This is a genomic window from Streptomyces sp. NPDC086080, assembly GCF_044540255.1.
Classification (GTDB): Bacteria; Actinomycetota; Actinomycetes; order Streptomycetales; family Streptomycetaceae; genus Streptomyces.
Genome location: NZ_JBITRU010000002.1, coordinates 37,314 through 61,646, shown reverse-complemented (window position 1 = coordinate 61,646; position 24,333 = coordinate 37,314). Strand labels below are relative to the sequence as shown.

At 70.1% G+C, this 24,333-nt stretch carries 22 protein-coding genes and 2 pseudogenes; 12 read left to right on the top strand and 12 right to left on the bottom strand.

The genetic code is table 11. From position 1 onward, the window contains the following. Positions 1-104: 104 nt before the first annotated feature. The gene (locus tag ACIF9R_RS02375) at positions 105-2,189 is read right to left on the bottom strand and encodes a thioredoxin domain-containing protein (protein WP_399973162.1); all 2,085 of its coding nucleotides are present in this window, start codon (positions 2,187-2,189) and stop codon (positions 105-107) included. 231 nt (positions 2,190-2,420) lie between these two features. On the opposite strand from ACIF9R_RS02375, the gene ACIF9R_RS02370 reads away from it, so the two are divergent. Next, positions 2,421-2,987, top strand: coding sequence for a Uma2 family endonuclease (locus tag ACIF9R_RS02370; RefSeq protein WP_399973159.1), 567 nt, complete (start codon positions 2,421-2,423; stop codon positions 2,985-2,987). 226 nt (positions 2,988-3,213) lie between these two features. On the opposite strand, the gene ACIF9R_RS02365 is transcribed toward ACIF9R_RS02370, so the two are convergent. The 3 genes and pseudogenes from ACIF9R_RS02365 to ACIF9R_RS02355 all read right to left on the bottom strand — a co-directional run. Beyond that, a complete protein-coding gene (locus ACIF9R_RS02365) occupies positions 3,214-3,741 on the bottom strand; it encodes a hypothetical protein (RefSeq protein WP_399973156.1) in 528 nt (175 codons plus the stop codon). A gap of 241 nt (positions 3,742-3,982) precedes the next feature. Then, complete coding sequence (locus ACIF9R_RS02360) at positions 3,983-4,282, bottom strand: hypothetical protein (protein ID WP_399973154.1); 300 nt, start codon at positions 4,280-4,282, stop codon at positions 3,983-3,985. Between the two features lie 373 nt (positions 4,283-4,655). After that, a pseudogene (locus tag ACIF9R_RS02355) lies at positions 4,656-4,805 on the bottom strand (DUF255 domain-containing protein); the annotation flags it as partial. Between the two features lie 208 nt (positions 4,806-5,013). Here ACIF9R_RS02355 and ACIF9R_RS02350 point away from each other — a divergent pair. From ACIF9R_RS02350 to ACIF9R_RS02335, 4 genes are read left to right on the top strand one after another with little or no spacing between them, the layout of a single operon-like run. Beyond that, entirely contained in the window at positions 5,014-5,736 is a 723-nt protein-coding gene (locus ACIF9R_RS02350; protein ID WP_386396439.1) for an NrtR DNA-binding winged helix domain-containing protein, read from the top strand. Beyond that, positions 5,737-6,912 (top strand): purine phosphorylase, encoded by a 1,176-nt coding sequence (locus tag ACIF9R_RS02345; RefSeq protein ID WP_399973151.1) that lies wholly within the window; start codon positions 5,737-5,739, stop codon positions 6,910-6,912. Next, a complete protein-coding gene (locus ACIF9R_RS02340) occupies positions 6,909-8,951 on the top strand; it encodes a hypothetical protein (protein WP_399973149.1) in 2,043 nt (680 codons plus the stop codon). Before ACIF9R_RS02345 ends, ACIF9R_RS02340 begins: the two co-directional genes overlap by 4 nt. A 26-nt stretch (positions 8,952-8,977) precedes the next feature. After that, positions 8,978-9,511: a hypothetical protein gene (locus ACIF9R_RS02335; protein WP_386396445.1), complete on the top strand. Its 534-nt coding sequence runs from the start codon at positions 8,978-8,980 to the stop codon at positions 9,509-9,511. Positions 9,512-9,677: 166 nt separating this feature from the next. Here the strand turns inward: ACIF9R_RS02335 and ACIF9R_RS02330 are convergent. Continuing rightward, positions 9,678-9,830: pseudogene (locus ACIF9R_RS02330) on the bottom strand (DUF255 domain-containing protein); the annotation flags it as partial. Positions 9,831-9,860: 30 nt separating this feature from the next. Further along, a complete protein-coding gene (locus tag ACIF9R_RS02325) occupies positions 9,861-11,075 on the bottom strand; it encodes an RNA-guided endonuclease InsQ/TnpB family protein (RefSeq protein ID WP_399973147.1) in 1,215 nt (404 codons plus the stop codon). A gap of 50 nt (positions 11,076-11,125) precedes the next feature. On the opposite strand from ACIF9R_RS02325, the gene tnpA reads away from it, so the two are divergent. Next, the gene (gene tnpA / locus ACIF9R_RS02320; protein WP_399973145.1) at positions 11,126-11,554 is read left to right on the top strand and encodes an IS200/IS605 family transposase; all 429 of its coding nucleotides are present in this window, start codon (positions 11,126-11,128) and stop codon (positions 11,552-11,554) included. 284 nt (positions 11,555-11,838) lie between these two features. Next, complete coding sequence (locus ACIF9R_RS02315) at positions 11,839-15,039, top strand: tetratricopeptide repeat protein (RefSeq protein ID WP_399973142.1); 3,201 nt, start codon at positions 11,839-11,841, stop codon at positions 15,037-15,039. A gap of 469 nt (positions 15,040-15,508) precedes the next feature. On the opposite strand, the gene ACIF9R_RS02310 is transcribed toward ACIF9R_RS02315, so the two are convergent. Both ACIF9R_RS02310 and mca read right to left on the bottom strand, forming a co-directional pair. Then, positions 15,509-15,760 carry a hypothetical protein gene (locus ACIF9R_RS02310; RefSeq protein WP_399973139.1) on the bottom strand — a complete coding sequence of 84 codons (252 nt, stop codon included), beginning with the start codon at positions 15,758-15,760 and terminating at the stop codon, positions 15,509-15,511. Continuing rightward, positions 15,753-16,634 carry a mycothiol conjugate amidase Mca gene (mca, locus tag ACIF9R_RS02305; RefSeq protein ID WP_399973137.1) on the bottom strand — a complete coding sequence of 294 codons (882 nt, stop codon included), beginning with the start codon at positions 16,632-16,634 and terminating at the stop codon, positions 15,753-15,755. The genes ACIF9R_RS02310 and mca overlap by 8 nt, the downstream gene beginning before the upstream one ends. Before the next feature lie 151 nt (positions 16,635-16,785). On the opposite strand from mca, the gene ACIF9R_RS02300 reads away from it, so the two are divergent. Together ACIF9R_RS02300 and greA are read left to right on the top strand one after the other, a co-directional pair. Beyond that, entirely contained in the window at positions 16,786-17,184 is a 399-nt protein-coding gene (locus ACIF9R_RS02300; protein ID WP_399973135.1) for a DUF4307 domain-containing protein, read from the top strand. 171 nt (positions 17,185-17,355) lie between these two features. Further along, entirely contained in the window at positions 17,356-17,853 is a 498-nt protein-coding gene (gene greA, locus ACIF9R_RS02295; RefSeq protein ID WP_399973132.1) for a transcription elongation factor GreA, read from the top strand. A 58-nt stretch (positions 17,854-17,911) separates the two neighbouring features. On the opposite strand, the gene ACIF9R_RS02290 is transcribed toward greA, so the two are convergent. The 3 genes from ACIF9R_RS02290 to ilvA all read right to left on the bottom strand — a co-directional run bounded on the left by ACIF9R_RS02290 (position 17,912) and on the right by ilvA (position 21,203). Continuing rightward, complete coding sequence (locus tag ACIF9R_RS02290) at positions 17,912-18,757, bottom strand: ABC transporter permease (protein ID WP_399973129.1); 846 nt, start codon at positions 18,755-18,757, stop codon at positions 17,912-17,914. Beyond that, positions 18,754-19,791, bottom strand: coding sequence for an ATP-binding cassette domain-containing protein (locus tag ACIF9R_RS02285; RefSeq protein ID WP_399973127.1), 1,038 nt, complete (start codon positions 19,789-19,791; stop codon positions 18,754-18,756). The genes ACIF9R_RS02290 and ACIF9R_RS02285 overlap by 4 nt, the downstream gene beginning before the upstream one ends. 182 nt (positions 19,792-19,973) lie before the next feature. Then, entirely contained in the window at positions 19,974-21,203 is a 1,230-nt protein-coding gene (ilvA, locus tag ACIF9R_RS02280) for a threonine ammonia-lyase (RefSeq protein ID WP_399973124.1), read from the bottom strand. A 175-nt stretch (positions 21,204-21,378) separates the two neighbouring features. On the opposite strand from ilvA, the gene ACIF9R_RS02275 reads away from it, so the two are divergent. The 3 genes from ACIF9R_RS02275 (at position 21,379) to ACIF9R_RS02265 (ending at position 22,968) form a co-directional block, all read left to right on the top strand. Next, positions 21,379-21,867, top strand: coding sequence for a MarR family winged helix-turn-helix transcriptional regulator (locus ACIF9R_RS02275; RefSeq protein WP_399973121.1), 489 nt, complete (start codon positions 21,379-21,381; stop codon positions 21,865-21,867). A gap of 293 nt (positions 21,868-22,160) precedes the next feature. After that, positions 22,161-22,670 carry a sigma factor-like helix-turn-helix DNA-binding protein gene (locus tag ACIF9R_RS02270; RefSeq protein ID WP_399973118.1) on the top strand — a complete coding sequence of 170 codons (510 nt, stop codon included), beginning with the start codon at positions 22,161-22,163 and terminating at the stop codon, positions 22,668-22,670. A 49-nt stretch (positions 22,671-22,719) separates the two neighbouring features. Continuing rightward, on the top strand, positions 22,720-22,968 hold the full coding sequence (locus ACIF9R_RS02265; RefSeq protein ID WP_399973115.1) for a hypothetical protein: 249 nt from the start codon (positions 22,720-22,722) through the stop codon (positions 22,966-22,968). Positions 22,969-23,133: 165 nt separating this feature from the next. On the opposite strand, the gene ACIF9R_RS02260 is transcribed toward ACIF9R_RS02265, so the two are convergent. Further along, entirely contained in the window at positions 23,134-24,291 is a 1,158-nt protein-coding gene (locus tag ACIF9R_RS02260; protein ID WP_399973112.1) for a cystathionine gamma-synthase, read from the bottom strand. Positions 24,292-24,333: the final 42 nt, after the last annotated feature.

Sequence of the window (24,333 nt, the reverse complement as noted above, 5' to 3'; positions counted from 1 at the left end):
GCGGAACCGCACGCACATAGACCGGAGTTGACCGGAATCAGGTCACTGATCGACCGATTCCGGTCCCCTCCGCGTACGTCAACTCGACCTGCCCGGCTACCCGTTCACCCACCCAGCGCCGTACGCAGCCGATCAGGATCGGTCGTCGGCGCGTCGCAGGTGAAGTTGCGGCAGACATAGGCGGCCGGTTCCCCACCGACCAGAGGACGACCGGCGAGCAACGGGAACTCATCGCTCTCCGGAGTCCCCACAGCGACCACCGCACCCGGCGCGGTACCCAGAAGTGCCGTACGGTGCAGGGCGGTTGTCGCCGGATCGTCCAGCGTCGGGCCGACCACCGCGATCTCCCGCGGACCGTCCAGCACCGCCTCGGCGACCGCGAGCCCCCACCCGATGAACCGCGGAACCCGCGGCCCGAGCGCCTTCACCACGCCCAGCGCCCTCTCCGCGGCGGTGCGATGAGGCTCGGAACCGGTGTGCGCCGCATAGCTCAGCAGCGCGCCCGCGGCGGCCGTCCAGCCGGACGGGGCCGCGTTGTCGGTCGGATCCTGCGGACGCCGGATCAGCCGCTCCGCATCGGACGCCGTGTCGAACAGAGCACCCGACTCGTCATCGGTGAAACGGGCCAGGATGTGGTCGGCCAGCAGCCCGGCGAACTCCAGCCACACCCCCTCACCGGTCACCGCCGCGAGCGCCAGGAAGCCCTCGGCGACATCGGCGTAGTCCTCCAGCACCCCCGCGTTGGCGCCGACGCGGCCGTCCTTGCTGGTGCGGGCGATACGGGCCTGCTCGTCGAAGTGCAGCCGCACCAGCAGGTCACCCGCGGCGACCGCGGCCTCCGTCAGGTCCGGCCGGCCGAAGTAGGCCCCGGTCTCGGCGAGGGCGGCGATCGCCAGCCCGTTCCAGGCCGCGACCACCTTGTCGTCCCGGCCGGGTGCGGGGCGCGCGGCACGGGCCGCGAGCAGCCGCTCCCTGATGCCGTCGATCCGCTGCGCGTCGAACACCTCGTCCCGCTGCGGCAGCTGCAGCACCGAGGCGCCCTTCTCGAAGGTGCCCTCCTCGGTCACCCCGAAGTACCGCACGGCGAGCGCGGCGTCGTCCTCCCCGAGGACCTCCCGCAGCTGCGCCGGAGTCCACACGTAGTACGCGCCCTCGACCTGCCGGCCCGTGCCGCCCTCCCGTCGCCCGCCACCACCCTTCTGACGACGCCCTTCGGGCGACACCGCCTCTTCGCTGTCGGCGTCCAGCGCGGACGCGAAACCGCCCTCCGTCGTGCGCAGTTCACGCACCATGAAGTCCGCGGTCTCCAGCGCCACCCGGCGCGCCAATTCCGACCCGGTGGCCCGCCACAGGTGTGCGTACGCCCGGCAGAGCAGCGCATTGTCGTAGAGCATCTTCTCGAAGTGCGGCACCACCCAGTCCCGGTCCACGGAGTACCGGGCGAAGCCGCCGCCGAGCTGGTCGTAGATGCCGCCGCGCGCCATCCGCTCGCAAGTGTCCCGCGCCATCTGCAAGGCACCCTCGGCGCCGGTGCGGGCGTGGTGCCGCAGCAGGAACTCGATCACCATGGACGGCGGGAACTTCGGCGCCCCGCCGAACCCGCCGCGCCGCGGGTCGTACTCACGGGTCAGCCCGAGCAGCGCCCGGGCGAGCTCCTCCTCGCCGGGCAACCGGTCGTCGCCGTAGGAGATCACCCGGTCGGCCAGGTCCCGGGTGATCTTCCCGGCGACCTCGCCGACCTCGTCCCGCCGCTCGTCCCAGGCCTGGTGGACGCCCTGGAGCACCTGCCGGAACGACGGCGTGCCGTGCCGGGGCGCAGGCGGGAAGTACGTACCGAAGTAGAACGGCTCGGCGTCCGGCGTGAGGAACACGGTCATCGGCCACCCGCCCTGCCCCGTCGCCGCCTGCACCGCCTCCATGTACACGGCGTCCACATCGGGACGCTCCTCGCGGTCGACCTTGACGCTGACGAAGTGCGCGTTCATGGCGTCGGCGGTCTCCCGGTCCTCGAAGGACTCGTGCGCCATGACATGACACCAATGACACGCAGAGTATCCGACTGACAACAGGACGGGTACATCGCGCCGTTTCGCTTCCTCGAACGCCTCCGGCCCCCACGGCCACCAGTCGACGGGATTATCGGCATGCTGAAGCAGATAAGGCGAGGTCACACCAGCCAACCGGTTCATACGGCCCAGCCTCTCACGCCGGCACGGTCCCGCCGGTTCGGCCCGCAAGCCCCCGCCCTACTTGGCCGATTTGCACTCATGCGCCATCACGTGGTGAATGCGGATCGCCCCTTTTGCGCCCAGGTCGCCCTGCGGACGCTGGAGGTTCTGCCCCGGCCCAAAGCCGGTGCCCGACTGGAAGCGGGCAGTACGCTGAGTCGAGCAGCACCGCATCCTCGAAGGAGGTACTCCATGACCGCCGAGATGGTGGCGCCCGCGTGGATGCACACCCAGATCAGCGCGGAGCAGTACGACTCCTGGTCCGAGGAGCAGTGCGCCGGCATTGAGATCGTGGACGGGATGGTCGTCGTGAGCCCGAGCGCCTCGAAGCGGCACAACCGGCTGGCTCGGCTCCTGGCCAATGCCCTGGACGCCGCGGCGGGCCCGGACTGGAACGCCGACACGGACTTCGACGTCCGCCTGCAGGACGTGCCGCTCACCAACCGCCGTCCGGACGTCACCGTGTACCGGGCAGAGACCATCGACCTCACGCCCACCCGCCCCGAGCACGTACTCCTGGTCGTCGAGGTCGTATCCCCGGGGTCAGAGACCACCGACCGGATCGTGAAGGTGGACCAATACGCCAAAGCCGGCATCCCCTTCTACTGGCGCATCGAGCAGTCCGCCACCGGCGTTCCGATCGTCTACACCTACGTCCTCGACCCAGCCAACAGGGCCTACCGGGACGGCGAGGTGTTCACCGGCACCGTGAAGGCCGCCGCGCCCTTCCCTGTCACGGTCGACCTTGGGGCCCTGTGAGCAACGAGGAATCACCCACGCCCTCGGCGCCTCCGACGTCCTGTGGGCGAAGGCATGTCCGCAACCGGGGGCCTCTGGGCATCGACCCGCAGCTCGGCCAAGACCCGTCGTAGGCGGTCCGGATGCAGAGCTTCAACCAGGGGCCGACCTGTATGTTCTCGCCGGGGACAAGCCGCGTGGGGAGCCGCCCCCGCTTCATGCCCGTCACCCTGATGGCGTGGCGTCGTCAGCGGATCACTACGTCGTGGTGATCGCTGGCGACGACCTTGCCGTCCTTGACGATCCATACCTCCACGTAATGCCGACCCCGATACCTAGTGCGCTCACGGATCCGTGGTCCGCGCCCTGGTGTGATCTGACCACGTAGACCGTGGGCATTCTCGGCGTCCGGTCCGTGGTTGCGGACCTTCCACCAGATGTCGTACGGCTGCGGGGCGTCGGTGCTCACCGTGAAGTAGATGTCCCGGCCGACGGGGGCGAAGCCGGTACGGCGCAGGTCCGCGGACCCGGTGCCGATGGGGTTCGCGACACGGGCTTCGATCCGGGCCCAGCGTCCACCCGTCCACTGCACACCCATCTCCTCGATGAACCTCTCCGACGGCGCCCGGGTGACCCCTTCCGCCGAGGCCGGCTGCCCGGCCTTGGCGAGGGAGGCCGCTGCCGTCGTGGCCGGTGCTCTGAACCCGTCACCGAAGAGTTGCTGCCAGAGCTTGACGCTCTTGTCCTTGTCCTGCTCGTCCAGGGCCGTACGCATCCGGGTCGCATACGACTGAATGTGCTTGGCGAAGTTGGCGTACCGGTCCTGGGCCCCTGGTCTGACACTTCGCGCGACCTCGCATGCCGCAACTCCAGGCACGCCCGCCTCGTGCTGCTGAGGTCGGGGCTACGTTGTGAACCGGACCAGTAGCGGGCCAGCCGGATGAGACCGCCGAGACGCCGCCGGTGGCCACCAGGCGGTCGGGACGGCCTCTACGGCCAGCTGCGGCTTCCGCAGATCAACACGCGTGGCTCGCCCAAGTCCGCACCCATTCCCTCTGCGTGCGTGGCCAGTTGAAGACGAGTACGCAGAAGCCGTTGCGGATGCTGGTCAGCGACTCGCAGTCGCGGGTGCAGTAGAGCTTGTTGGTCAGCAAGAGGGCCCAGGTCCCGAGTTTGGGCGGGATGCACATGCCAGTGCCGATGAAGCCGCAGTGCCCCCAGATACGGTCGGCCGCCCCGGCGCCTGGGTCTACCCCGGCCGCGCCGTAGCTGATCACCCTCGGCGCACCCGCCCTGTAGTCCTCACACTCGGCCACGGGCGGCGGGTGCTGACCGCTCCCGTCACCGCCACTCTGACCCTACGGGGCTGCTGCCGGATCGGGAGACGTGTCGCAGCCCCGTGGCGGCCCGCCCCCTGCCACTCCGCCACGTAATCCTGACTGTGGCGTGGGCTGCAGACTGCGGCTCCGCGCCCCCTACTCCTCAGCGGCGACAGCGGGTGCGCTGCCCTCCAAGTACTGGCGGATACTGGCGATCTTCTCGGGCCCCCACTCGGGCGAAGCGGCCAGTTCGGCCTCCACCCAGGCGTCGATACTTGCGTTCAGGTCCTCATCGTACGAATCTACGCGACTCCCGCCCCTGACACACCCCAGGCCATGACTGCCTGGCCACTCACACGTCCTGCCGCTAGTGACACGCAGAGTATCCAACTGGCAGCAGAACGGGAACATCGTGCCGTTCCGCTTCCTCGAACGCCTTCGGTCCCCACGGCCACCAGTCGACCGGGTTGTCAGCGCGCTGAAGCCGATATGGCGAGGTCGCACCAGCCAACCGGTTCATGCGGGTCAGCCTCCCACAGGGTCTGACGCGAGCACCGAAACCCGCCCGAGCCCGCCACGCTCGGCCGGGTCGGGGTCCCACTGCCCCGGAACCGCCGGCTGGACCGCGGGCCATTCAGCCACGCCAGGGCCCTTGGGGACGAGTGGTGCGTCGATCACGCCGTCCGACTTCTTGTGCAAGTGACAGTATCTGAAGTACCTTGCAAAACATGCCAGATGACGCATGGTCACCACCTCCCGTCCTACTGACAGTCGATCTCGTGATCCTGACGCTGCGGGAGAGTCGTCTGCACGTGCTCTTGGTGGAACGGGGCGAAGAACCCTTCCAGGGCGCCCTCGCGCTGCCGGGAGGATTTCTGAACCACGATGACGAGGAGATCCTCGACGCCGCCCACCGCGAGCTGAGCGAGGAAACGGCACTGACCTCCGGCTGGGTGCACCTTGAGCAACTGGCCGTGTACGGAAGTCCGGGCCGCGACCCGCGGGGACGAGTCGTCTCCGTAGCTCACCTGGCGATCGCACCGGGGCTGCCTGATCCCGTCGCGGGGACGGATGCCACCGAGGCCGCATGGATTCCCGCGGACGCCGTCCTGTCCGGCGAGACCGCTCTCGCGTTCGACCACCGTCGCATAGCCGAAGACGGGATCGAACGCGCGCGCGCCAAGATCGAGTTCTCGGCGCTGGCCACCGCTTTCTGCGGAGAGAGCTTCACCATCGCGGAGCTCCAGCAGGTGTACGAGGCCGTCTGGGGCACTCCGCTCGACACCCGCAACTTCTATCGGAAGGTCCAGGCCGCGAAGGGATTCATCGTTCCCACCGGCGCGGACCGCAAGGCCACAGGGGGGCGGCCCGCGCGGCTGTACCGGGCCGGGCCGAACACCGTGTTGTTCCCGCCGCTGATCCGACCCCACACGACAGGGGAAGAGGAGTAGATGTCGAAAGACCTGGTGGTGATTCTCACCGCCCTCAATCTTGAGTATCAGTCCGTGCGCGAGAGGCTGGTGGATCTTCGATTACATCTCCACAAAAGTGGTACCCGGTTCGAAGTGGGCGTCGTGAAGGGCACGTCGTGCCGTGTCGCGCTCGGACTGACGAGCAAGGGAAACCAGTCCTCCGCGGTGATCGCGGAACGCGCGATCCAGGAGTTCTCGCCCGTGGCCGTGCTGTTCGTCGGGGTCGCCGGCGCCCTGTGGGATGCCACGAGGCTGGGTGACGTGGTGGTGGCGTCGCATGTGTACGCCTACCACGGCGGCACCAGCGAGGACGATGGACTCAAAGCCCGCCCTCGGGTGTGGGAAGCGCCGCACGGCATCAGCCAGCTCGCCTCGCACCTGGCCCGTCTGGACGAGTGGGCGGATCCCCCGCCTGGTCACGAGGACCGACCGCAGGTGCGTTTCGGGGCTGTCGCCGCCGGCGAGATCGTCCAGAACTCGAGGATCTCGGCCGAGGCGAAGTGGATCCGGCAGCACTACAACGATGCGCTCGCCATCGAGATGGAGGCCGCCGGTGTGGCCCAGGCCGGCCATCTCAGCGGAGCTCCCGTGGCCATCGTCCGGGGAATAAGCGACCGAGCGGACGGCACGAAGAACAGTTCGGACGACCGCAACTGGCAGCCTCGGGCCGCGGCGAACGCGGCGGCTTTCGCCGTCCGCCTGGCAGTGGAACTGGTGAACGAGCAGGGGGAGTCCGCCATGCAGTCCGCAATGGCCCAGGACGACAGGGACCGTTCGGTCGAGCGATCAGACCGGGGGGTCATCAACACCGCTCACAACAGCACCGTCGGCATCATGGCCAGCTCGGTCACGGGCAGCAGTGTCCACATGGGCACGGCCCCGAAGGCATCCGGTCCGACGGACCTAGTCACGGAGCTGAACGGGTTCCGCGACCAGCTGAGGTGGCACCGCGCCGAGGGCGTGCTCGACGAGGACAGTTACCAGGCGGCCCTGACCGATCTGGAATCCTCCCTCCGGTCGGCCGGAGAGCGTGCCCCTGGGTCGTCGAAGCAGACCGTCCTTGCGCTCAAGAGGCTGCGTGGACTGGTCGCGGAATGCCCCGCGCTGGTAGCCGCGTTGGCACCCCTGGTCGCTGCGGCCGGTGGCCTGGCATGAGCCGCGACGACAGTGCCGCGTACAGCCCGGATTCGTACAACTCGGCCGCATACTCCACCGTGGGGATTCAGGCCGAGACCGTCCACGACTCCCACGTCTACATCGTCCACCCGGACGCCTCGCCGCAGGAGAAGTACCGGGTCGGCGTGCGACTCCTGGAGGACGGCGTTCCCAGTCGCGCCCGGGAAATGATCACTGATGCGATCGCCCACGGCCACGACGGCACGGAGGTGCGCTTCCATTGGGTGCTGGCCATGCTCAGCGCACGTACCCACCACGACCTGAGCGACGAAGAGGTTCAGCGGCTGCGCTACACGGCCGGGCGCGTGCAGGACTACGCCGAGGACGAGTGGACGGAAGCCCTACGCGTGACCTTCGACCTGTTGGCGGCGCTCAGCACGGCTGGCAGCGAGACCGGACCCGTGCTGAAGCAGTTGCAGGACCTGCCGCACCGCCAGCACGACGCGATCCTCCGCCACCTCGACCTCATGCTCACCGGAGGCCTGAAGGACTACCTGTGGGCGGAAACCCTTGAACGGGCCAAGGCAGAACGCTTCGCCAACGACCGGGGCCAGCGTGTCTGGACCTACTTCGCACCCACCCCCATCGGGGCACGGGCCGTTCCGCCCCGCCCGAGCACCGCTGCCGCCGCCAAGGCGGCCCTCCCCCTCCGCGCGATCCTGTTCGTCGTGAGCAGTGGGCTCCTCTGGGCCCTGGCACTGATCACGGATCCGGCCCAGGCGATCGTCGAGTTACCGGTGGCACTCGGCGCGGGCCTGACCGCGGCCCGCTTCGGCGTCCGGTGGTGGGGCCGGTGGCCCGGGCCGGGCCTCACGGCCGGGGCGCGCGTCCCCCACCCACGCAATCCTGCCTCCGACTCCGTACCCGGCCCGGACTCCGGACCCGACTCCGGCCCGGACTCCGCCGAGGGTAGGTTCACCAAGCGCGTCCGCCATTCGTTCGATCACTACTTCAGCAGGCGCAGGCCCCACGGGTTCACCTCGGACGCCTGGCTCGCCCACACGGATCAGATCCGCAGCGGCCTCGCCGCCGAGATCGCGGATCTCTACCGGGAGAGCCGGATCGGTGTGGAGCGGGTCGAATGGCTGATCCGGTACCTCGCCGAGGATGCCCGGAATCGCTACAACAGCGGCACCCTGTTCGATCAGCACCACCAGGACCCGACTCCGGGCAGGACGAAGGCCCTGACCGTGGCAGCCCTCGCCGTTCTCGGCACGGCGGCTCTGGCCGCGTTCGCCACGGCGGTCACCGATGCCGCCCAGCAGCAGGTTCTGTGGGCGTTCCTGGCCGTGCTCGGTGCGGCCTGGTCCGGGCACGCAGCCGCTTCCCGTTGGCTGGAGGTCCGGCGTGAGGAGCACCGACTGGATCGGGAGAATCGGGAGTACCTGGAACAACTGGCCGCACGGCAGAGCGCCTACCAGCGCTGGCAGTCCTTCCTGGACGACAAGCGGCCCAGCGAACAGGAGATGGAGACTTGGCTCGCCTGCGACAAGACGTCGTTCGTCGACGAGGCGCTCCAACACCACCGGCTCACCTGGCGCGACCTGATCACTCACACCATCCTGGTGGCCCCGGCTCCCTCCTACAAACGGGGCCGGGTCCGCGGCGGCCCATGGCGGTACTCGCACTACGTCTTCCGACTGTTCCTGTTCACCCAGGACGGCATCCGCGAGATCAGCTCCGAGTTCGACTTCTCCGACGCGACGCGCAGGAACGAGCAGCGGAACAACTACCGGTTCGACGCCCTGACCTCCGTGCAAGTGACGGAGAACGCCGACGTCGGCTACGACCTGGAGCTTCTCCTCGCCAACGGACCAGCCAGGAAGATCCGCGTCAAGGACGCCGAAGCCCGTCAGCTGGCGCCGACCGAGAATCCCCAGGAAATCTCCGAGATCAGCCTCAGCGCGGCCGGCTCCACCCACACCTTCCGCCTCCTGGAGGGGATAGCGGCGGACGGGAAGAGCTGGATCGAACGGCACGGCCCCGACAGCCTGGCGCCCTTCCAGACCGCCGGCTGATCCTGAACTCGAGCCGAGGAGCACCTGTGACCTGCACGGACGACGTCACTGAGAGCAAGGTCCTGCTTGCCGAGTACGACCGTCTCAAGGAGGAACAGAAGACCCGCATAGGGTTTCGCGACAACCTGCTCTACTTCACGCTCGCCGCAGCCACCGCGGTCGTGGCAATCACCGCCCAGAGCGGACAGTCCCGGCTGCTGCTCTTCGTTCCGGCGATCTGTCTGATCCTGGGCTGGACCTACCTGGCCAACGACGAGAAGATCTCGGCGATCGGCGACTACGTCCGCGACCGGCTGGGACCCCGCCTGGGGGAGCTCACCTCCGCCGACGGCGCGGTGTTCGGCTGGGAGGTCTACCACCGCGACGTCGCGGGCCACACCATGCGCAAGCGGCTTCAGAGCGCAGTGGACCTGTTCACGTACCTGGTCCTGCCCATGGTCTGCACGACCGCGTTCTGGTGCTCTCCCGTCGTTCAGCCCCTGCTCCTGCTCGCGTCTCTCGGACAGACGCTCGCCCTGGCCGTACTGGGCTTGCAGTTCCTACGCCGTACGGAGCGGTAGCACCACGGGCCTCGGCAGGAACGCGTACGGCACCCCCGGCCGCGGGGCGCGAGTCGAACTCCGCCGTAGAGTCAGCAGGCGTCCAACTCGGGCTAGCCGCTCACCGAACGTGTCCACACCGGCTACTCCTTGGAAACGCCCCAGGTCAGAACTACCTGGTTGTTCACATGCACTGGCACCAGTGGCAGCTCGAATAGCCGACGCTCAGCAGCACCGGCACCTGCCTCCGCCGCGCCTCCTCGAACGCCTCCGGGGACCACGGCCACCAGTCGACCGGGTTGTCGGCGTGCTGCAGCAGGTACGGGGACGTCTCGTGACTCCTCCACCCCGTAAACGGGGTGGCTTCTCGCTAAGCGGGTTGAGCTTCGCGACGGACCAGCCCGGCCCGTAGAACGTTCAGGGCGCCCACCGTGTCCGCGTGCGCGCTGTGGCCGCACGAGACGCAGTGGAACTTCTCCTGTGTGAGCCGGTTCTCCTTGGCGGTGTGCCCGCATTCGGGGCACCGCCGGAAGGTGTTGCGGGGGTCCACGGCGATCACTTCCCGTCCGGCGCTTTCAGCCTTGGCGTGCAGGATCGTCAGGAACACCCCCCATCCGGCATCGTTGATCGAGCGGTTGAGCCCGGCCTTGGCAGCGGACCCGTTGGGCAGGAAGACCCCCCCGTTCTCAGGGTCGGGCTTGGGCGCCGGGGCCTTGCTCATGTTGCGGATCTTCAGGTCTTCGTGCGCGATGAAGTCATGCTCACGAACCAGGCCGAGGGCGGTCTTGTGCGCGTGATCGAGCCGCTGACGGCGGACTTTGCCGTGCAGCGCGGCGACCTTCTCCACAGCCCGCTGGTGGTTCGCGGTGCGGTCCTTGGCCTTGCAGTGCGGGAACCGGGACAGGGCTTGCTGCGCGGCTTCGAGTTTCGCGGAAGCCTTCCGCCCGTGCCGCGGGTTGGGAACGAAGTTGCCGTTCGAGTCGGCGAGGAAGTTGGCGATGCCCAGGTCGATCCCGGCCGCGGATCCGGTCGCGGGCAGCGGCTCGGGCTGTGCCTGCTCCACTGTCAGCACGACGAACCACTTACGGCCCTCGCGCTTGACGCTGACGGTCTTGACCTTGCCGGTCACCGGCCGGTGCTGGTTGACCTTGACATGCCCGACGCCCTGGAACCGGACGCGGGTGACCGGGTCGTGCGGCGTACTGTCCCAGCGGCAGCCGTCCCCGTCCTTGGGGAAGTCCACCGTGTCGAACCAGTTCACGCCCCTGAACCGCGGGTATCCGGGCGTCTCGCCGGCCTTGACACGGCGGAAGAACGCGGCGAACGCCTTGTCCAGACGCCTGAGCGTCGCCTGCTGGCTGGAGAAGGACCAGCGGCCCTGACGTTCCGGGTCGAAGGCCCGGATCTCCTTGAGCTGCGCGGACTGCATGCCGTACTTGACGCTCGTCTTCGACACGTGCCGGTAGGCGTCGCGTCGTTCCTGCAACGCGCCGTTGTAGAGCGAGCGGTGATCGGCCAGCATCTCGCCAAGGGCCTGGTCCTGACGGACGGTGGGCCGCAGAAGGAACTTGTACGCACGGATCATCCAGCCCACCCCCCTCCGGTCCGGGTCGGCATCGAATCTATCATTGGTTCATGTCACCACGCTGGGAACCAAATCCTGATGTAAGGCGTGGCCGCCACGTCGTCCACCACCTGCACGCACATTTGGTGTTTGTCACCAGGTACCGGCGGACCGTCTTCAACGACGCCATGCTGACGCGCTGCGAAGAGATCATGCGGAAGGTGTGCGAGGACTTCGAGGCCGACCTGATCGAGTTCAACGGCGAAGAGGACCACGTTCACCTGCTGGTGCACTACCCGCCGAAGGTTGCCCTGTCTAACCTCGTCAACAGCCTCAAGGGCGTGTCATCGCGCCGGTTGCGGCAGGAGTTCACCGGCCGGGTGAACCGGGCGATCACGCACGGCCGGTTCTGGTCCGGCTCCTACTTCGCCGGCTCATGCGGTGGAGCGCCGCTCCAGGTGGTCAAGGACTACATCGAGAGCCAGAAGCGGCCGGACTGAGCACGGCTGTCGTCGTAGAGCATTCCGGAGCGATGCTGCGGCGCTCCGCGCCGCAGGGCCCAGGATCGGATTCCCTCCCCGCCTGAAGGCGGGGATTCCCTCCGAAAAGGCGGGATGGGCCACTCGGTTCGGCATGGTGTCCATCCTGCCGCAGTACCCGTCCCCGAGCCCGGCAGCACACAGCCGGGAGATCCGGCCCCCTCCCCACGGCGGCCCCCGCACGACACACTTGTGACCAAGGAACGCGGCCGGGACCGGCCGACGCCGCCGGAGGGGGACATCACATGCGGGACAGTCAGCGGGCGGATGCCGAGCGGCTGTTGGCGCGGGCAGTGGAGGAAGAGGTGCGCCGGTCGGGCGGACGCACCGACGGCAAGGTGCTGCTGACACGGGCGCGCGGGGCACTGGACACGATGGCGCAGGCCGCCGCCGAGGAGTACGCGGCCTACACGCGCGCCCTGGACGAGACGGAGGCCGGACAGCTCACCTTCCGGCAGCGCTACGCCCGCGAGGGGGCCGGCACTCCGCTCCTGGTGGCCGGGGTGGCCGGGGTCGCCGCCGCGGTCGCCGACATGGCGCTCGGCACCGGCACCGGCACCGCGCTGGGCGCGGGTGTGACCGTCGGGGTCGTCGGCGCGGCGGCGACCGTGGTGAAGGTGGCCGGCACCCATATGCCCGCCGCCCACCACCGGGCCGGTGCGGTGAGCCAGCCGGGCGGGCCGGAACAACTGCGGCTGCAGTGGCTGACGGCACTGGAGGTACGCGGGATCCGGCCATTCCTGGACCAGCAGCGGGTGCTCACCGCGTCCACCGGGCCGAAGAAGGCGGGGCCCCGGCTGCGCGGCGCGGACAAGAGCGCGGCGGCCCGCGGCCGCAGTGTGCTGGGGCAGTCGTTCGGACAACTCCCCGAGCCGTACGGGCCGTTCGCGGGTCGGCGGCAGGAGATGGCACGGATCCGGCAGTGGGTCCAGGCAGCCCGCGCGAGTACCGAGACACAGCCGACGGTGGTCGTGCTGCACGGGGCCTCCGGCAGCGGCCGTACGACCCTGGCGGTGCGCGCCACGCACGAACTGAGGGACCACTTCCGTGGCGCGTGTGTCGTCGATCTGCGCGGCGACAGCCCGGGTGAACCCCCGCTGTCCACCCGGGACGCGCTGCTGCACCTGCTGAACCGGCTCGGCGCGCCACGCGAGCAGCTGCTGTTCCGGGAGCGGTCCTCCCCGGACCAGCAGGTCAGGCGGCTGAGCGAGCTGTACCACCAGCATCTGACCGGGATGCCGGTCACGATCGTGCTGGACGACGTCCGTGACCCCCAGCAGGTGCGCACGCTGATCCCGGAGCGGTCCGACAGCCTGGTCCTGGTCACCGCGCGGGCTCCCCTCGGACTGCCGGACGACCTGCCGGCCCGCGTCCACCAGCTGCCGGTGGAACCACTGGACGCGGCCGGCGCGGAGGAACTCCTCTCCGCCACCGCGCAGGACACCTCGGGGCCGTACGACGCCGAGTCCACCGAGCGGGTGCGGGACCTGTGCGGGGGCCTGCCCCTGGCGCTGCGGATCGCCGGCGCGGCCCTGGGCCCGCGCTCCCCGCTCGCGCTCGCCACCGACCTGGCGGCGTACGGGCCCGTCGATCCCGTCGAGCGGGCGCTGTGGCTGCGCTACACCGACCAGCCGGAGACCGAACGGCGGCTGCTGCGGCGCCTCGCGCTGGCCGGACGCGCCTCGCTGGGCGCCGCGGCCGCGGCGGCGCTCCTCGCCACCGACGAGGCCGAGGCGACCCGGCATCTGACCGCGCTGAACCGCGCCGGGCTGATCGACCGGGTACGGCACAGCCGCTACCGGCTGCACGACCTCGTCCGTGCCTTCGCACTGGCCCGGCTCCTCGACGAGGAGGACCCGGCCGAGCGCACGGCGGCACAGGAGCGGCTGATCGTGAACTACGCCGAGCTGGCCGACTCGGTACTGCGACTGGTCGACGGCAACATGTCGACCCGCTCGGACCGCTTCAGCCCGTACGGCTTCACCTCGCTGGACGAGGCGCTGCGCTGGCTGGACGACGAGTCGAGCTTCATCACGGCGGCGCTGCGGCACGCGGAGGGCGTGGACCGGGGCGCGGTACAGAATCTTCTCGGCGCGCTGTGCGACTACTGCCTGCTGCGCGGCGACCTCTACCGGCTCGGGGAGATCAACGAGCTGGCGCAGGCCGTGGACGAAGGGCTGCTGGTGCGCTCGGTGCAGTGGCGCACGGGTATCGCGGCACGGCAGCTGGGCGAGCTGGACAAGGCGCGGACCACGCTGACGTCCGTGGTGGACCTGTACCGGGAGGCGCACCACGACGCGGGCGCCGCGCGGGCGCTGACCTCGCTCGGCATCACGCTGCACCACCAGGGAAATCTGACGGAGGCGTCGGCGAAGCTGCGGGAGGCGCTGGATCTGCAGGCGCCGCCCGAGCTGGCCACGGACCGCGCCTGGACGATGCACGCGCTCGCGGCGGTGGAGCGGGACCGGGCCCGGCTGGCCGAGGCGCTGGACCTGCTCACCGAGTCGCTGGTGCTGCACCGCGCGGGCGAGTCGGTGCACGGCCAGGCGTGGGCGCACTTCCAGCTGGGGCAGCTGAACCTGCGCAGCGGCGACGTCCCGCGCGCCGAGACCGAGCTGCGTACGGCCCTGGAGCTGTACGGCCGCACCCGCGACGCCCGCGGTGAGGCGTGGGCGATGACCGAACTGGCGCGGGCCCGGCTGGTCGGCGGCGACCCGTCACCCGCAGTGGAGGACCTGCGCCGGGCCGCCACCCGGCACCGGGACAACGAGGACGCGCGGGGCGAGGCGTGGACGCTGTACTACCTGGGCCAGGCCCTGGAGGAGACCGGGGACCTGGACCGCGCCGTGCGTGAACTGGAACGCGCCCGCACGATGTTCTCCCGGATGCGGGACGTCTACGGGCTGGCCTGCGCCCGGCACCACTCGGCCCGGGTGACCCGGGACCAGCGGGCGGCCCGGACCGGATCACTGCGCAACTCCGGATTCGCCCGCCAGCTCCTGGTGGACGCGCGCGCCGACTTCCAGCGCATCGGGGTGGCACACGGCGAGGCGTGGACCTGCCTGGAGCTGGCGGTGGTGGACGCGGGCAACGCGCGTACGCAGCAGGCACTCGCCCTGTGCGACGAGGCGGTCACGCTGTTCGTGTCGTACGGCGACCGGCGCGGCGAGGACTGGGCCCGCTTCCTGCGCTGCACGCTGCTGCCGTACGCGGCGCCGGGCGGCACGGAGGTCGGCACGGCGGTGGCCCAGGAAGAACTCTCCCAGCTGATCCATGCCGCCCATCCCGCCCGCGACGGCAAACTGGCCGACTGCGCGGAGGCCTACCAGCTCCTGCTGGAGCGGGGCGTCACCCTGGAGGCCGGCTGGCAGGCCTGGCACCTGGGCCTGGTCCCCAGCCGCCACGCCCGCGAGATCATGGGCGTCCCCCTGACCCCAACGACGTAGCCACGCCCTCCACCCCGAGCGGGACACCCCACCGCAGTCCACCGCGCGCAACACGATCCCCCGCAGCGGACAACACCACCCGCACACCCCACTCCGCCGCCCCCGCAAACAGCCACGCCGCAGGCAGCCACGCCGCAGGGGCGGCGCCACCACACCCCACCGCCTCCGCGGGCAGCCACGCCGCAAGGGGGGCGCCACCACACCCCACCGCCTCCGCGGGCAGCCACGCCGCAGGGGCGGCGACACCACACCCACCGCCTCCGCAGGCGGTCATGCCGCAGGGGCGGCGGCACCGCACCCCGCCGCCGCGGGCAGTCGTGCCGCTGGGGCGATGGGGGTCCCCCGCTCGAGCGAAGCCGAGAGTGGGGGGAGGGGGCGCGACGGCACCCCGCAGGCGCCGGGCTGCGCCTACGTCCCCCGGCCCACACCAGTACCGGGTGCCGATCGTCACACCCGGCCCGCGACGCAGTCAGCGCCGCGCCGTACCCCCATCGGCCACAGCCACATCCTCCGCCCCGCCCCGGGGCTCCTCGGGCTCTACGAAGTCCACCCGCCCCATATGCCGGTTCATGGACTTCATCAGCCCCCACACCGCCACAGCCATCACCGCGAACACGATGAACCCGAGAACACCAGGGGTCACCTTGTCCTCGTCGAGTTCCTTGGCGAGAGGCACCAGGTGGATCATTGCCAGGCTTGCGCTTGCGCTCATATCAGGCATTGTCCCGGATGCCCGCGAAGAGGTCGTCCTCGGGGAGGGAAGTATCGACGAGCGACTTCGCGAGCTCGTACTCCTCCGTCGGCCAGACCTCCCGCTGCAGCTCCATCGGCACCCGGAACCAGCCCCCGTCCGGATCGATCTGCGTGGCGTGCGCGATCAGCGCCTTGTCCCGGATCTCGAAGAAGTCGGCGCACGGCACATGCGTGGTCAGCGTGCGCTCCTTGCGCTCGAACTCGCTCCAGCGCTTGAGCCAGTCCCCGTACGGCGACTCCAGACCGCGGTCCAGCATCGCCCGGTGCAGCGCCTCGGTACGGGGGCGGTTGAAGCCCTGGTTGTAGTACACCTTCAACGGCTGGTACGCCGGACCGAACTCGTCCTCCGGGTACTTCACCGTGTCCGCGGCCCCCTCGAACGCCACCATCGTGATCTTGTGGGTCATGATGTGGTCGGGGTGCGGATAGCCACCGTTCTCGTCATAGGTGGTGATCACCTGAGGACGGAAGGCACGGATCCTGCGCACCAGCTCGCCCGCCGCCCTGTCGACGTCCTCCAGGGCGAAGCAGCCCTCCGGCAGCGGCGGCAGCGGGTCGCCCTCGGGCAGGCCGGAGTCGACGAAGCCGAGCCACTCCTGCTTCACGCCCAGGATCTCCCGGGCCTCGTCCATCTCCCTCTTGCGCACTTCGTGGATGTGCTCCTCGATGTACGCGTCGCCCTGCAACTTCGGGTTGAGGATGGAGCCGCGCTCCCCACCCGTGCAGGTCACCACCAGCACGTCCACCCCCTCGGACACGTACTTCGCCATGGTGGCCGCACCCTTGCTCGACTCGTCGTCGGGGTGGGCGTGCACGGCCATCAGTCGCAGCTGGTCAGTCAAGACTCAATCCTCAAGTCGTTGGGCCGCGCCCTGTGTGCGGCGGCGCAGTCGCAGGCTTCTATAGTGACCGAATCGGGGGACGATTAATTCCGGGGTCCGGCTCCCGGGAACCGTCAGGGGACACCGGTCCCTTCCTGCCGAGGAGACGATCATGAGTACGTCGAGCACGCGGCTGCCTGAGGGCCGTTACGGCCGTTCCTCGGACGAGCGTGCCGACCGCACCCTGAAGACCGTCGGTGCCGTGCTGGCGGTGCTGCTGCTCGGGCTGATCGGCTGGTTCGGCTACCACTACGTGGCGAAGAACGAGATCAGCGCCGAGATGATCGGTTTCGAGGTCGCCGACGACTCGGTGAAGGTGCACCTGGAGGTGCACAAGGACGCCGGCGTCGCCGGCTACTGCACGGTGCGTTCCCAGGCCTCGGACGGTGCCGAGGTGGGCCGCGCCGATTTCCGCTTCGACCGGGACGCCACACGCATCGACGAGGTCGTCACGCTGCGCACGACCTCCCCGGGCACCAGCGCCGAGCTGCTGGGCTGCCACGCGGAGTGATGTGGCGGGGAATACCCGGCCGGTGACCTGCGCTGATGTAAGGACGGTGGCTTATGTCCTCCCCCTGCGGGCAGTGAATTGTTAGGCTCGTGGTTTCGCCCATCCCTGGAGGACCATCCTTCTGGGTAGGGCGTTGTTTTGCATTTTCCCCAGTACCTACGAGGAGCACCTGTGACCCAGACCAGCGAGAACGTCACCTGGCTGACCCAGGAGGCGTACAACAAGCTCAAGGACGAGCTTGCGCACCTTACTGGTCCCGCGCGCACGGAGATCGCCGCCAAGATCGCCGCCGCGCGTGAGGAGGGCGACCTGCGCGAGAACGGCGGATACCACGCGGCCAAGGAGGAGCAGGGCAAGCAGGAGCTCCGTGTGCGCCAGCTCACCCAGCTCCTCGAGAAGGCCAAGGTGGGCGAGGCCCCGGCGGCCAACGGCTCCGTGGCTCCCGGCATGGTCGTGACCATCGCCTTCGACGGTGACGAGGACGACACGCTGACCTTCCTGCTCGCCTCGCGCGAGTACGCGAGCGCCGACGTGGAGACGTACTCGCCGCAGTCCCCGCTCGGCTCCGGCGTGATGGGCCACAAGGTGGGTGAGGACGCCGAGTACGAGCTGCCCAACGGCAAGAAGGCCTCGGTGAGGATCATCAAGGCCGAGCCGTACAGCGGCTGACCTGTCCCGCGCGTCCCTGACGGGCCCCCGGCACCCCTGCGTGGCGCCGGGGGCTTCGTCATGCCGCGGCCGAGCGGTACTTGCGGACGGCCAGCGTGCGGAAGAACGCGATGATCAGCACCGAGTAGATCAGCGAGGCCCACACCGGGTGCTGCATGGGCCAGGCGTCCGAGGTGGAGACTCCCGGGTTACCGAACAGCTCGCGGCAGGCCTGGACCGTGGCGCTGAACGGGTTCCAGTCGGCGATGTGGCGCAGCCAGGGGGTCATGTTGCTGGAGTCCACGAACGCGTTCGACACGAAGGTCACCGGGAAGAGCCAGACCAGTCCGCCGGAGGTGGCCGCCTCCGGCGTGCGGACCGACAGGCCGATGACCGCGCCGATCCAGGTGAACGCGTACCCGGTCAGAAGCAACAGGGCGAACGCGCCGAGCACCTCACCGATGCTGGTGTGGGTGCGCCAGCCGACCAGCAGGGCGACCACGGCGAGCACGAGCAGGGTGAGCGCCGTCTGCACCAGGTCGGCGAGGGTGCGGCCGGTGAGCACCGCGCCGCGCGCCATGGGCAGGGAGCGGAAGCGGTCGATGAGCCCCTTGTGCATGTCCTCGGCGATGCCCGCACCGGCTCCGGCGGTGGCGAAGGTGACGGTCTGGGCGAAGATGCCTGCCATCAGGAACTCGCGGTAGACCTGCGGGCTGGTGCTGCCGCCGATGTCCATGGAGCCGCCGAACACATAGGAGAACAGCACCACGAACATGATCGGCTGGATCAGTCCGAAGATAACCACTTCGGGGATCCGGGCCATGCGGATCAGGTTGCGCTTGGCCACGACCAGGGAGTCCCGGATCGACTGGCCGATCGGATTGCCGGGGGCCGCGACCCGCACGGTGTCGCTGACGGCACTCATGACGCCTCCTCCTTGCCAGGGCGGTGCCCCCCGCGCTGTGCCTTGGTGTCCCGCGCCCCGTCCGGATCCTCGTCCTTCGCTTCCGCGACATGTCCGGTGAGGGAGAGGAAGACGTCGTCGAGGGTGGGGCGGCGCAGGCCGATGTCGTCGATCTCGATGCCGTCGGCGTCGAGCTCGCGGATGATCTCGGCGAGGAGCTTCGCTCCACCGGAGACCGGTGTGGTGATCTTGCGCATGTGGTCCTCGACCGTGGTGTCGCCCTCGCCGGGGCCGCGCAGGCTGTACTTGTCGAGGAGGGCGGACGCGGCCGCGATGTGTTCCCGCTCGTGCACCACGACCTCGACGCGCTCGCCGCCGGTGCGGGCCTTGAGCTGGTCCGAGGTGCCCTGGGCGATGACCCGGCCGTGGTCGACGACCGCGATGTCGTGCGCCAGGTGGTCGGCCTCCTCCAGGTACTGGGTGGTGAGCAGCAGCGTCGTCCCTCCGGAGACGAGTTGCTTGATCACCTCCCACAACTGCTGGCGGTTCCGCGGGTCGAGGCCGGTCGTCGGCTCGTCCATGAACATCACCGGCGGCGACACCACCAGCGCCGCCGCGAGGTCGAGCCGGCGGCGCATGCCTCCGGAGTAGGTCTTCGCGGTACGGTCGGCCGCGTCCGCGAGGTGGAACTGCTCCAGCAGTTCGTCGGCCCGGGCCTTCGCGGCCTTCGCCTTCATCTGGTAGAGCTGTCCGACCATCTGCAGGTTCTCGCGGCCGGTCAGATACTCGTCTACGGCCGCGAACTGGCCGGACAGGCCGATGGAACGGCGCACGGCGTCGGGTTGCCGCAGCACGTCGAGGCCCGCGACGACGGCTCTTCCGCTGTCGGGTCGCAGCAGAGTGGTGAGGCAGCGGACGGTGGTGGTCTTGCCCGCGCCGTTCGGCCCGAGCAGGCCGAGGACGGTTCCCTCGGGGACCTCGAGGTCGACGCCGTCCAGTGCCTTTACGTCTCCGAAGGTCTTCACCAGACCTTCGGCATAGATGGCGCCTGGCATATGAGTCTCCACGTCGTCGTGATTTCCGGAAAGCCTAGGTTTGCGCGCTTCGGAGTGCTGGGATTTTTCGCCCGGCACGGGGGCGGCTCGCGGGCGGCCACTCAGTGACGCGAGACACACCATAACGCGATGTATCGCGTCCCACAATGGGATTGCTCAAAGAGGTGACGCCTCCCGCGGCATCAGTCCAGGACGGTGTAGCCCGCCTCGCGCAACGCCTGTTCGACCTCGGCGCAGTGCGCGGGACCCTTGGTCTCCAGGTGCAGTTCGACCTCCGCCTCCGTGAGCCCGAGCCGCGGATCGGTCCGTACATGACTCACATCGAGGACGTTGGCGTCGACCACTGACAATGCCCCGAGAAGCGAGGCCAGAGCGCCCGGCCGGTCCGTCAGGAGCAGCCGGACGGCCAGGTAGCGGCCCTGCGCCGCCATGCCGTGCCGCAGCACCCGCTCCATCAGCACCGGGTCCACGTTGCCACCGGACAGCACCGCGACGACCGGCCCCTCGAAGGCACCGGGACGGCTCAGCAACGCCGCGACCGGGCTCGCCCCGGCCGGTTCGACCACCAGTTTCGCCCGCTCCAGACAGAGCAGCAGCGCGGCCGCCAGCTCGTCCTCGGTGACCGTGCACACCTCGTCCACCAGCTCACCGACGATCCCGAACGGCACGTCACCGGGCCGCCCCACCTTGATCCCGTCGGCCATCGTCACCGGGTGGTCCACCGACACCGGACGCCCGGCCGCCAGCGAGGGCGGATACGCCGCCGCGCCCGCCGCCTGCACACCGACGATCCGCACATCGGGCCGCAGCGCCTTCACCGCGACCGCGATGCCGGCGGCCAGCCCGCCCCCGCCCACCCCGACGACGATCGTGCGCACCTCCGGGCACTGCTCCAGGATCTCCAGGCCGACCGTGCCCTGGCCCGCGATGATGTCCGGGTGGTCGAAGGGGTGGATGAACACCGCCCCCGTCTCGTGCGCGTACTCCGTCGCCGCGGCCAGGGACTCGTCGACCACCTGGCCGTGCAGGCGCACTTCTGCGCCGTACTCCCGGGTCGCGCTGATCTTCGGCAGTGGGGCCCCCTTCGGCATGAACACCGTGGACCGCACCCCGAGCAGCGACGACGCCAGCGCCACCCCCTGCGCGTGGTTGCCGGCGCTCGCCGCGACGACACCGGCGGCACGCTCCTCGGGCAGCAGCCCCGCGATCCGGACGTACGCGCCGCGCAGCTTGAACGATCCCGTCCGCTGGAGGTTCTCGCACTTCAGATGCACCGGCGTGCCCACCCGCCGGGACAGGTACCTGCTGCTCTCCATCGGGGTGCTCCGGGCCACGCCCGAGAGCATCTTCCGGGCACCGCGCACATCGTCGAGGGTGACGGTACGCAGGGAGGGGGCCGTGCTGTGGCTCATGGCTCCAGCATCGCAGTCCACGGACGGACGTGACGGATGCGACCGATCCGCGGACCACCGCTTTGCCCAGCGCCGGTACGGCCCCCCGTCCGGCCGCGTACCCTGTCCCCCAACAAGCAGCCCTCCACGAAGTGAGCCTTCGGCCATGCCCACAACACCTGAAATGTCTATGGACATGACGACGGACCTGACGGCCGTCGGTGACACGGGTCTTCTCGACACGCTGCAGCACGAGGTGGCGCTGTTCGCCCGCCGCGCCGAACAGACGCGGCTCGGCGGGGTCGGCCAGGTGCGCAACTCGATGGACCGCGCCGCGTATCTGCTGCTCAACCGGCTCGACAAAGAAGGCCCGATGGGCGTCAAAGCGCTTGCGGCGAGCATGGGCATCGACTCCTCGACGGTCACCCGTCAGGTGGCCCCGCTCGTGGACACCGGCCTGGTGAAGCGGACCTCGCACCCCGAGGACGGGCGGGCGGTCGTACTCCAGTTGTCTCCGCGCGGGAAGTCGCGACTGGAGGAAGTGCGCTCCTCACGGCGCCAGTTGATGGCCGAGCTGACGGAGGACTGGGCGCCGGAGGAGCGCGAGGCGTTCTGCGCGCTCCTCACGCGCTTCAACGGAGCGTTGTCCTCCCGGATGTCCGCCCAGGACCGACCGGACTCCTGACGCCCCGCGGATCATCGCCCCCGCCGCCCCTTCCCGCCCCGAAACCGGGGCTCCGCCCCAGACCCCGCTCCTCAAATGCCGGAGGGGCTGACTTCAGCCCCTCCGGCATTTGAGGAGCGGGGGTCCGGGGGCAGCGCCCCCGGGGGACGGGAAAGGGACGGCGGGGGCGGAAGAATTCGCCGCCCCTCACACGTGCGCGCCCCTTGACCGCGGGGTGCGCCCTGGCCTGATATGAAACGGGGTCCCCGTCGCACCCGGCCGGGATCCGTCCCCCAGGGCGACGGGAGGCGCGGTTGCGACCACGGCACACCTCCGATGACCCGGCCCGCGCCCGCGAGTTCGCCGCATACGTCGCCGGCGCCGGCGGCCGCCTGCTGCACACCGCGACCCTGCTCACCGCGGAGGCACGGAACGACAACCCGCGCGCCCGGCGGCTGGTGACCCTGGCCCTCGCCCATACGTACGCCTGCTGGGACCGCCTGCACGGCGAGGATCCCTACGACCACACCCGCCAGGACCTGGCCGCACGGTTCGCGCACGGCGCCTGGCACCAACACGTCGGACCGCTCCGCCCACGCTCCCGCTCCCGCCCCACCGGCCCCCTGGCCGCGCTCACTCCGCAGGAACGTCTGGTGCTGGTCATACGCTTGTACGAGGGCGTCGACGGGGAGCGGACGGCGGCTTTGCTCGGCCTGCCCGTCGAACGCGTCCGGACGATTTTCAACCGCGCGATGGCGACCGTACTGCGTCCGGCCCGCCCGCCGGCCCCGGCCGTGGGCGGGGTCGAGGCGGTGCCGTCATGACGCCGCCGCCCACCCCGGGGTGGCCACGCGGACGGGACGGGAGAGGGACATGAACCGGCTCAGCCGTGAGGCGGTCGTCCGGCAGATGCTGGAGGCGGCTCCCCCGCCCGTGCCTCCGGACCTGTACGCGGACGCCACCCGGCGCGGCGCCCGCATGCTGCGGCGCAGGACGCTCGCCCGCCGCGCGATGTGGCTGCTGTTGCTGGCGGCGACGGTGGCGTTCGTGGTGTGGGCGGTGACGGTCCGTCCCTGGGTGGAACCGCCGTCGGAGACGACCCCGCCCCTGACGGGCTGGTGAACCGGGCCGGGCCGGTGCCGCCGGCCGCGGATCCCGTCGGGCTGCGCGAGCCGGACAGGTCCCGGTCCCTGAGGGGGACCGGGACCTGTCCGACGAGCCGGCCGCCCGGCCCGGCGCGCCGGACGGCCGGGCTCCCCGGCTCTGCCGCCCGGTCCGCCACCCGCTCTACCGCCCGAGCGCCTGCTGAAGGTCCTCGACCAGGTCGTCCACGTTCTCGATGCCCACGGACAGCCGCACCAGGTCCGCGGGGACCTCCAGCGCGGATCCGGCCACCGACGCGTGCGTCATCCGCCCCGGGTGCTCGATCAGCGATTCGACGCCGCCCAGGGACTCGCCGAGGGTGAAGACCTTGGCCCGGTTGCAGACCTCGACGGCCGCCTCCTCGCCACCCTCCACGCGGAAGGAGATCATGCCGCCGAAGGCCCGCATCTGCTTGGCGGCGACCTCGTGACCGGGGTGGTCCGGCAGTCCCGGGTACAGGACGCTCGTCACGCGGGCGTGACGGCTGAGCATGTCGGCGACCTTCGTGGCGTTCTCGCTGTGCCGGTCCATACGGACCGACAGCGTCTTGGTGCCGCGCAGCACCAGCCAGGAGTCGAAGGGGCCGGCGACCGCGCCCATCGCGTTCTGGTGGAAGGCCAGTTCCTCGCCCAGGTCCGCGTCCCCGGTGATCAGGGCACCGCCCACGACGTCCGAGTGGCCGCCCATGTACTTGGTCAGGGAGTGCACGACGACGTCCGCGCCGAGCGCGAGCGGCTGCTGGAGGTACGGCGTGGCGAAGGTGTTGTCGACGACGAGCCGGGCGCCGGCGTCGCGGGCGACCTGGGCGACGGCGGCGATGTCGGTGATGCCGAGCAGCGGGTTGGAGGGGGTCTCCACCCATACGACCTTGGTCTTCGGCGTGATCGCGGCCCGGACGGCGGCGGGGTCGCTGGTGTCGGCGACCGACCACTGAACGCCCCAGCGGGCGACGACCTTGGCGAAGAGGCGGAACGTGCCGCCGTACGCGTCGTTAGGGATCACCACGTGGTCACCGGGGCTGAGCAGCGTACGCAGCAGGCAGTCCTCGGCCGCCAGTCCGGACGCGAACGCGAGGCCGCGGCGGCCGCCCTCCAGGGCGGCGAGGTTCTCCTCCAGCGCGGTCCTGGTCGGATTGGCGCTGCGGCTGTACTCGTAGCCGCCGCGCAGGCCGCCGACGCCGTCCTGCTTGTAGGTGGAGACCTGGTAGATCGGCGGGACGACCGCGCCCGTCAGGGGGTCGGCGGTGTTGCCCGCGTGGATCGCGAGCGTCTCGAAGTGCTGACTGATGTGCCTGTCGCTCATGAGCACCGAGGGTAGTGCGCGCACGGTGCCGATGACGGACAC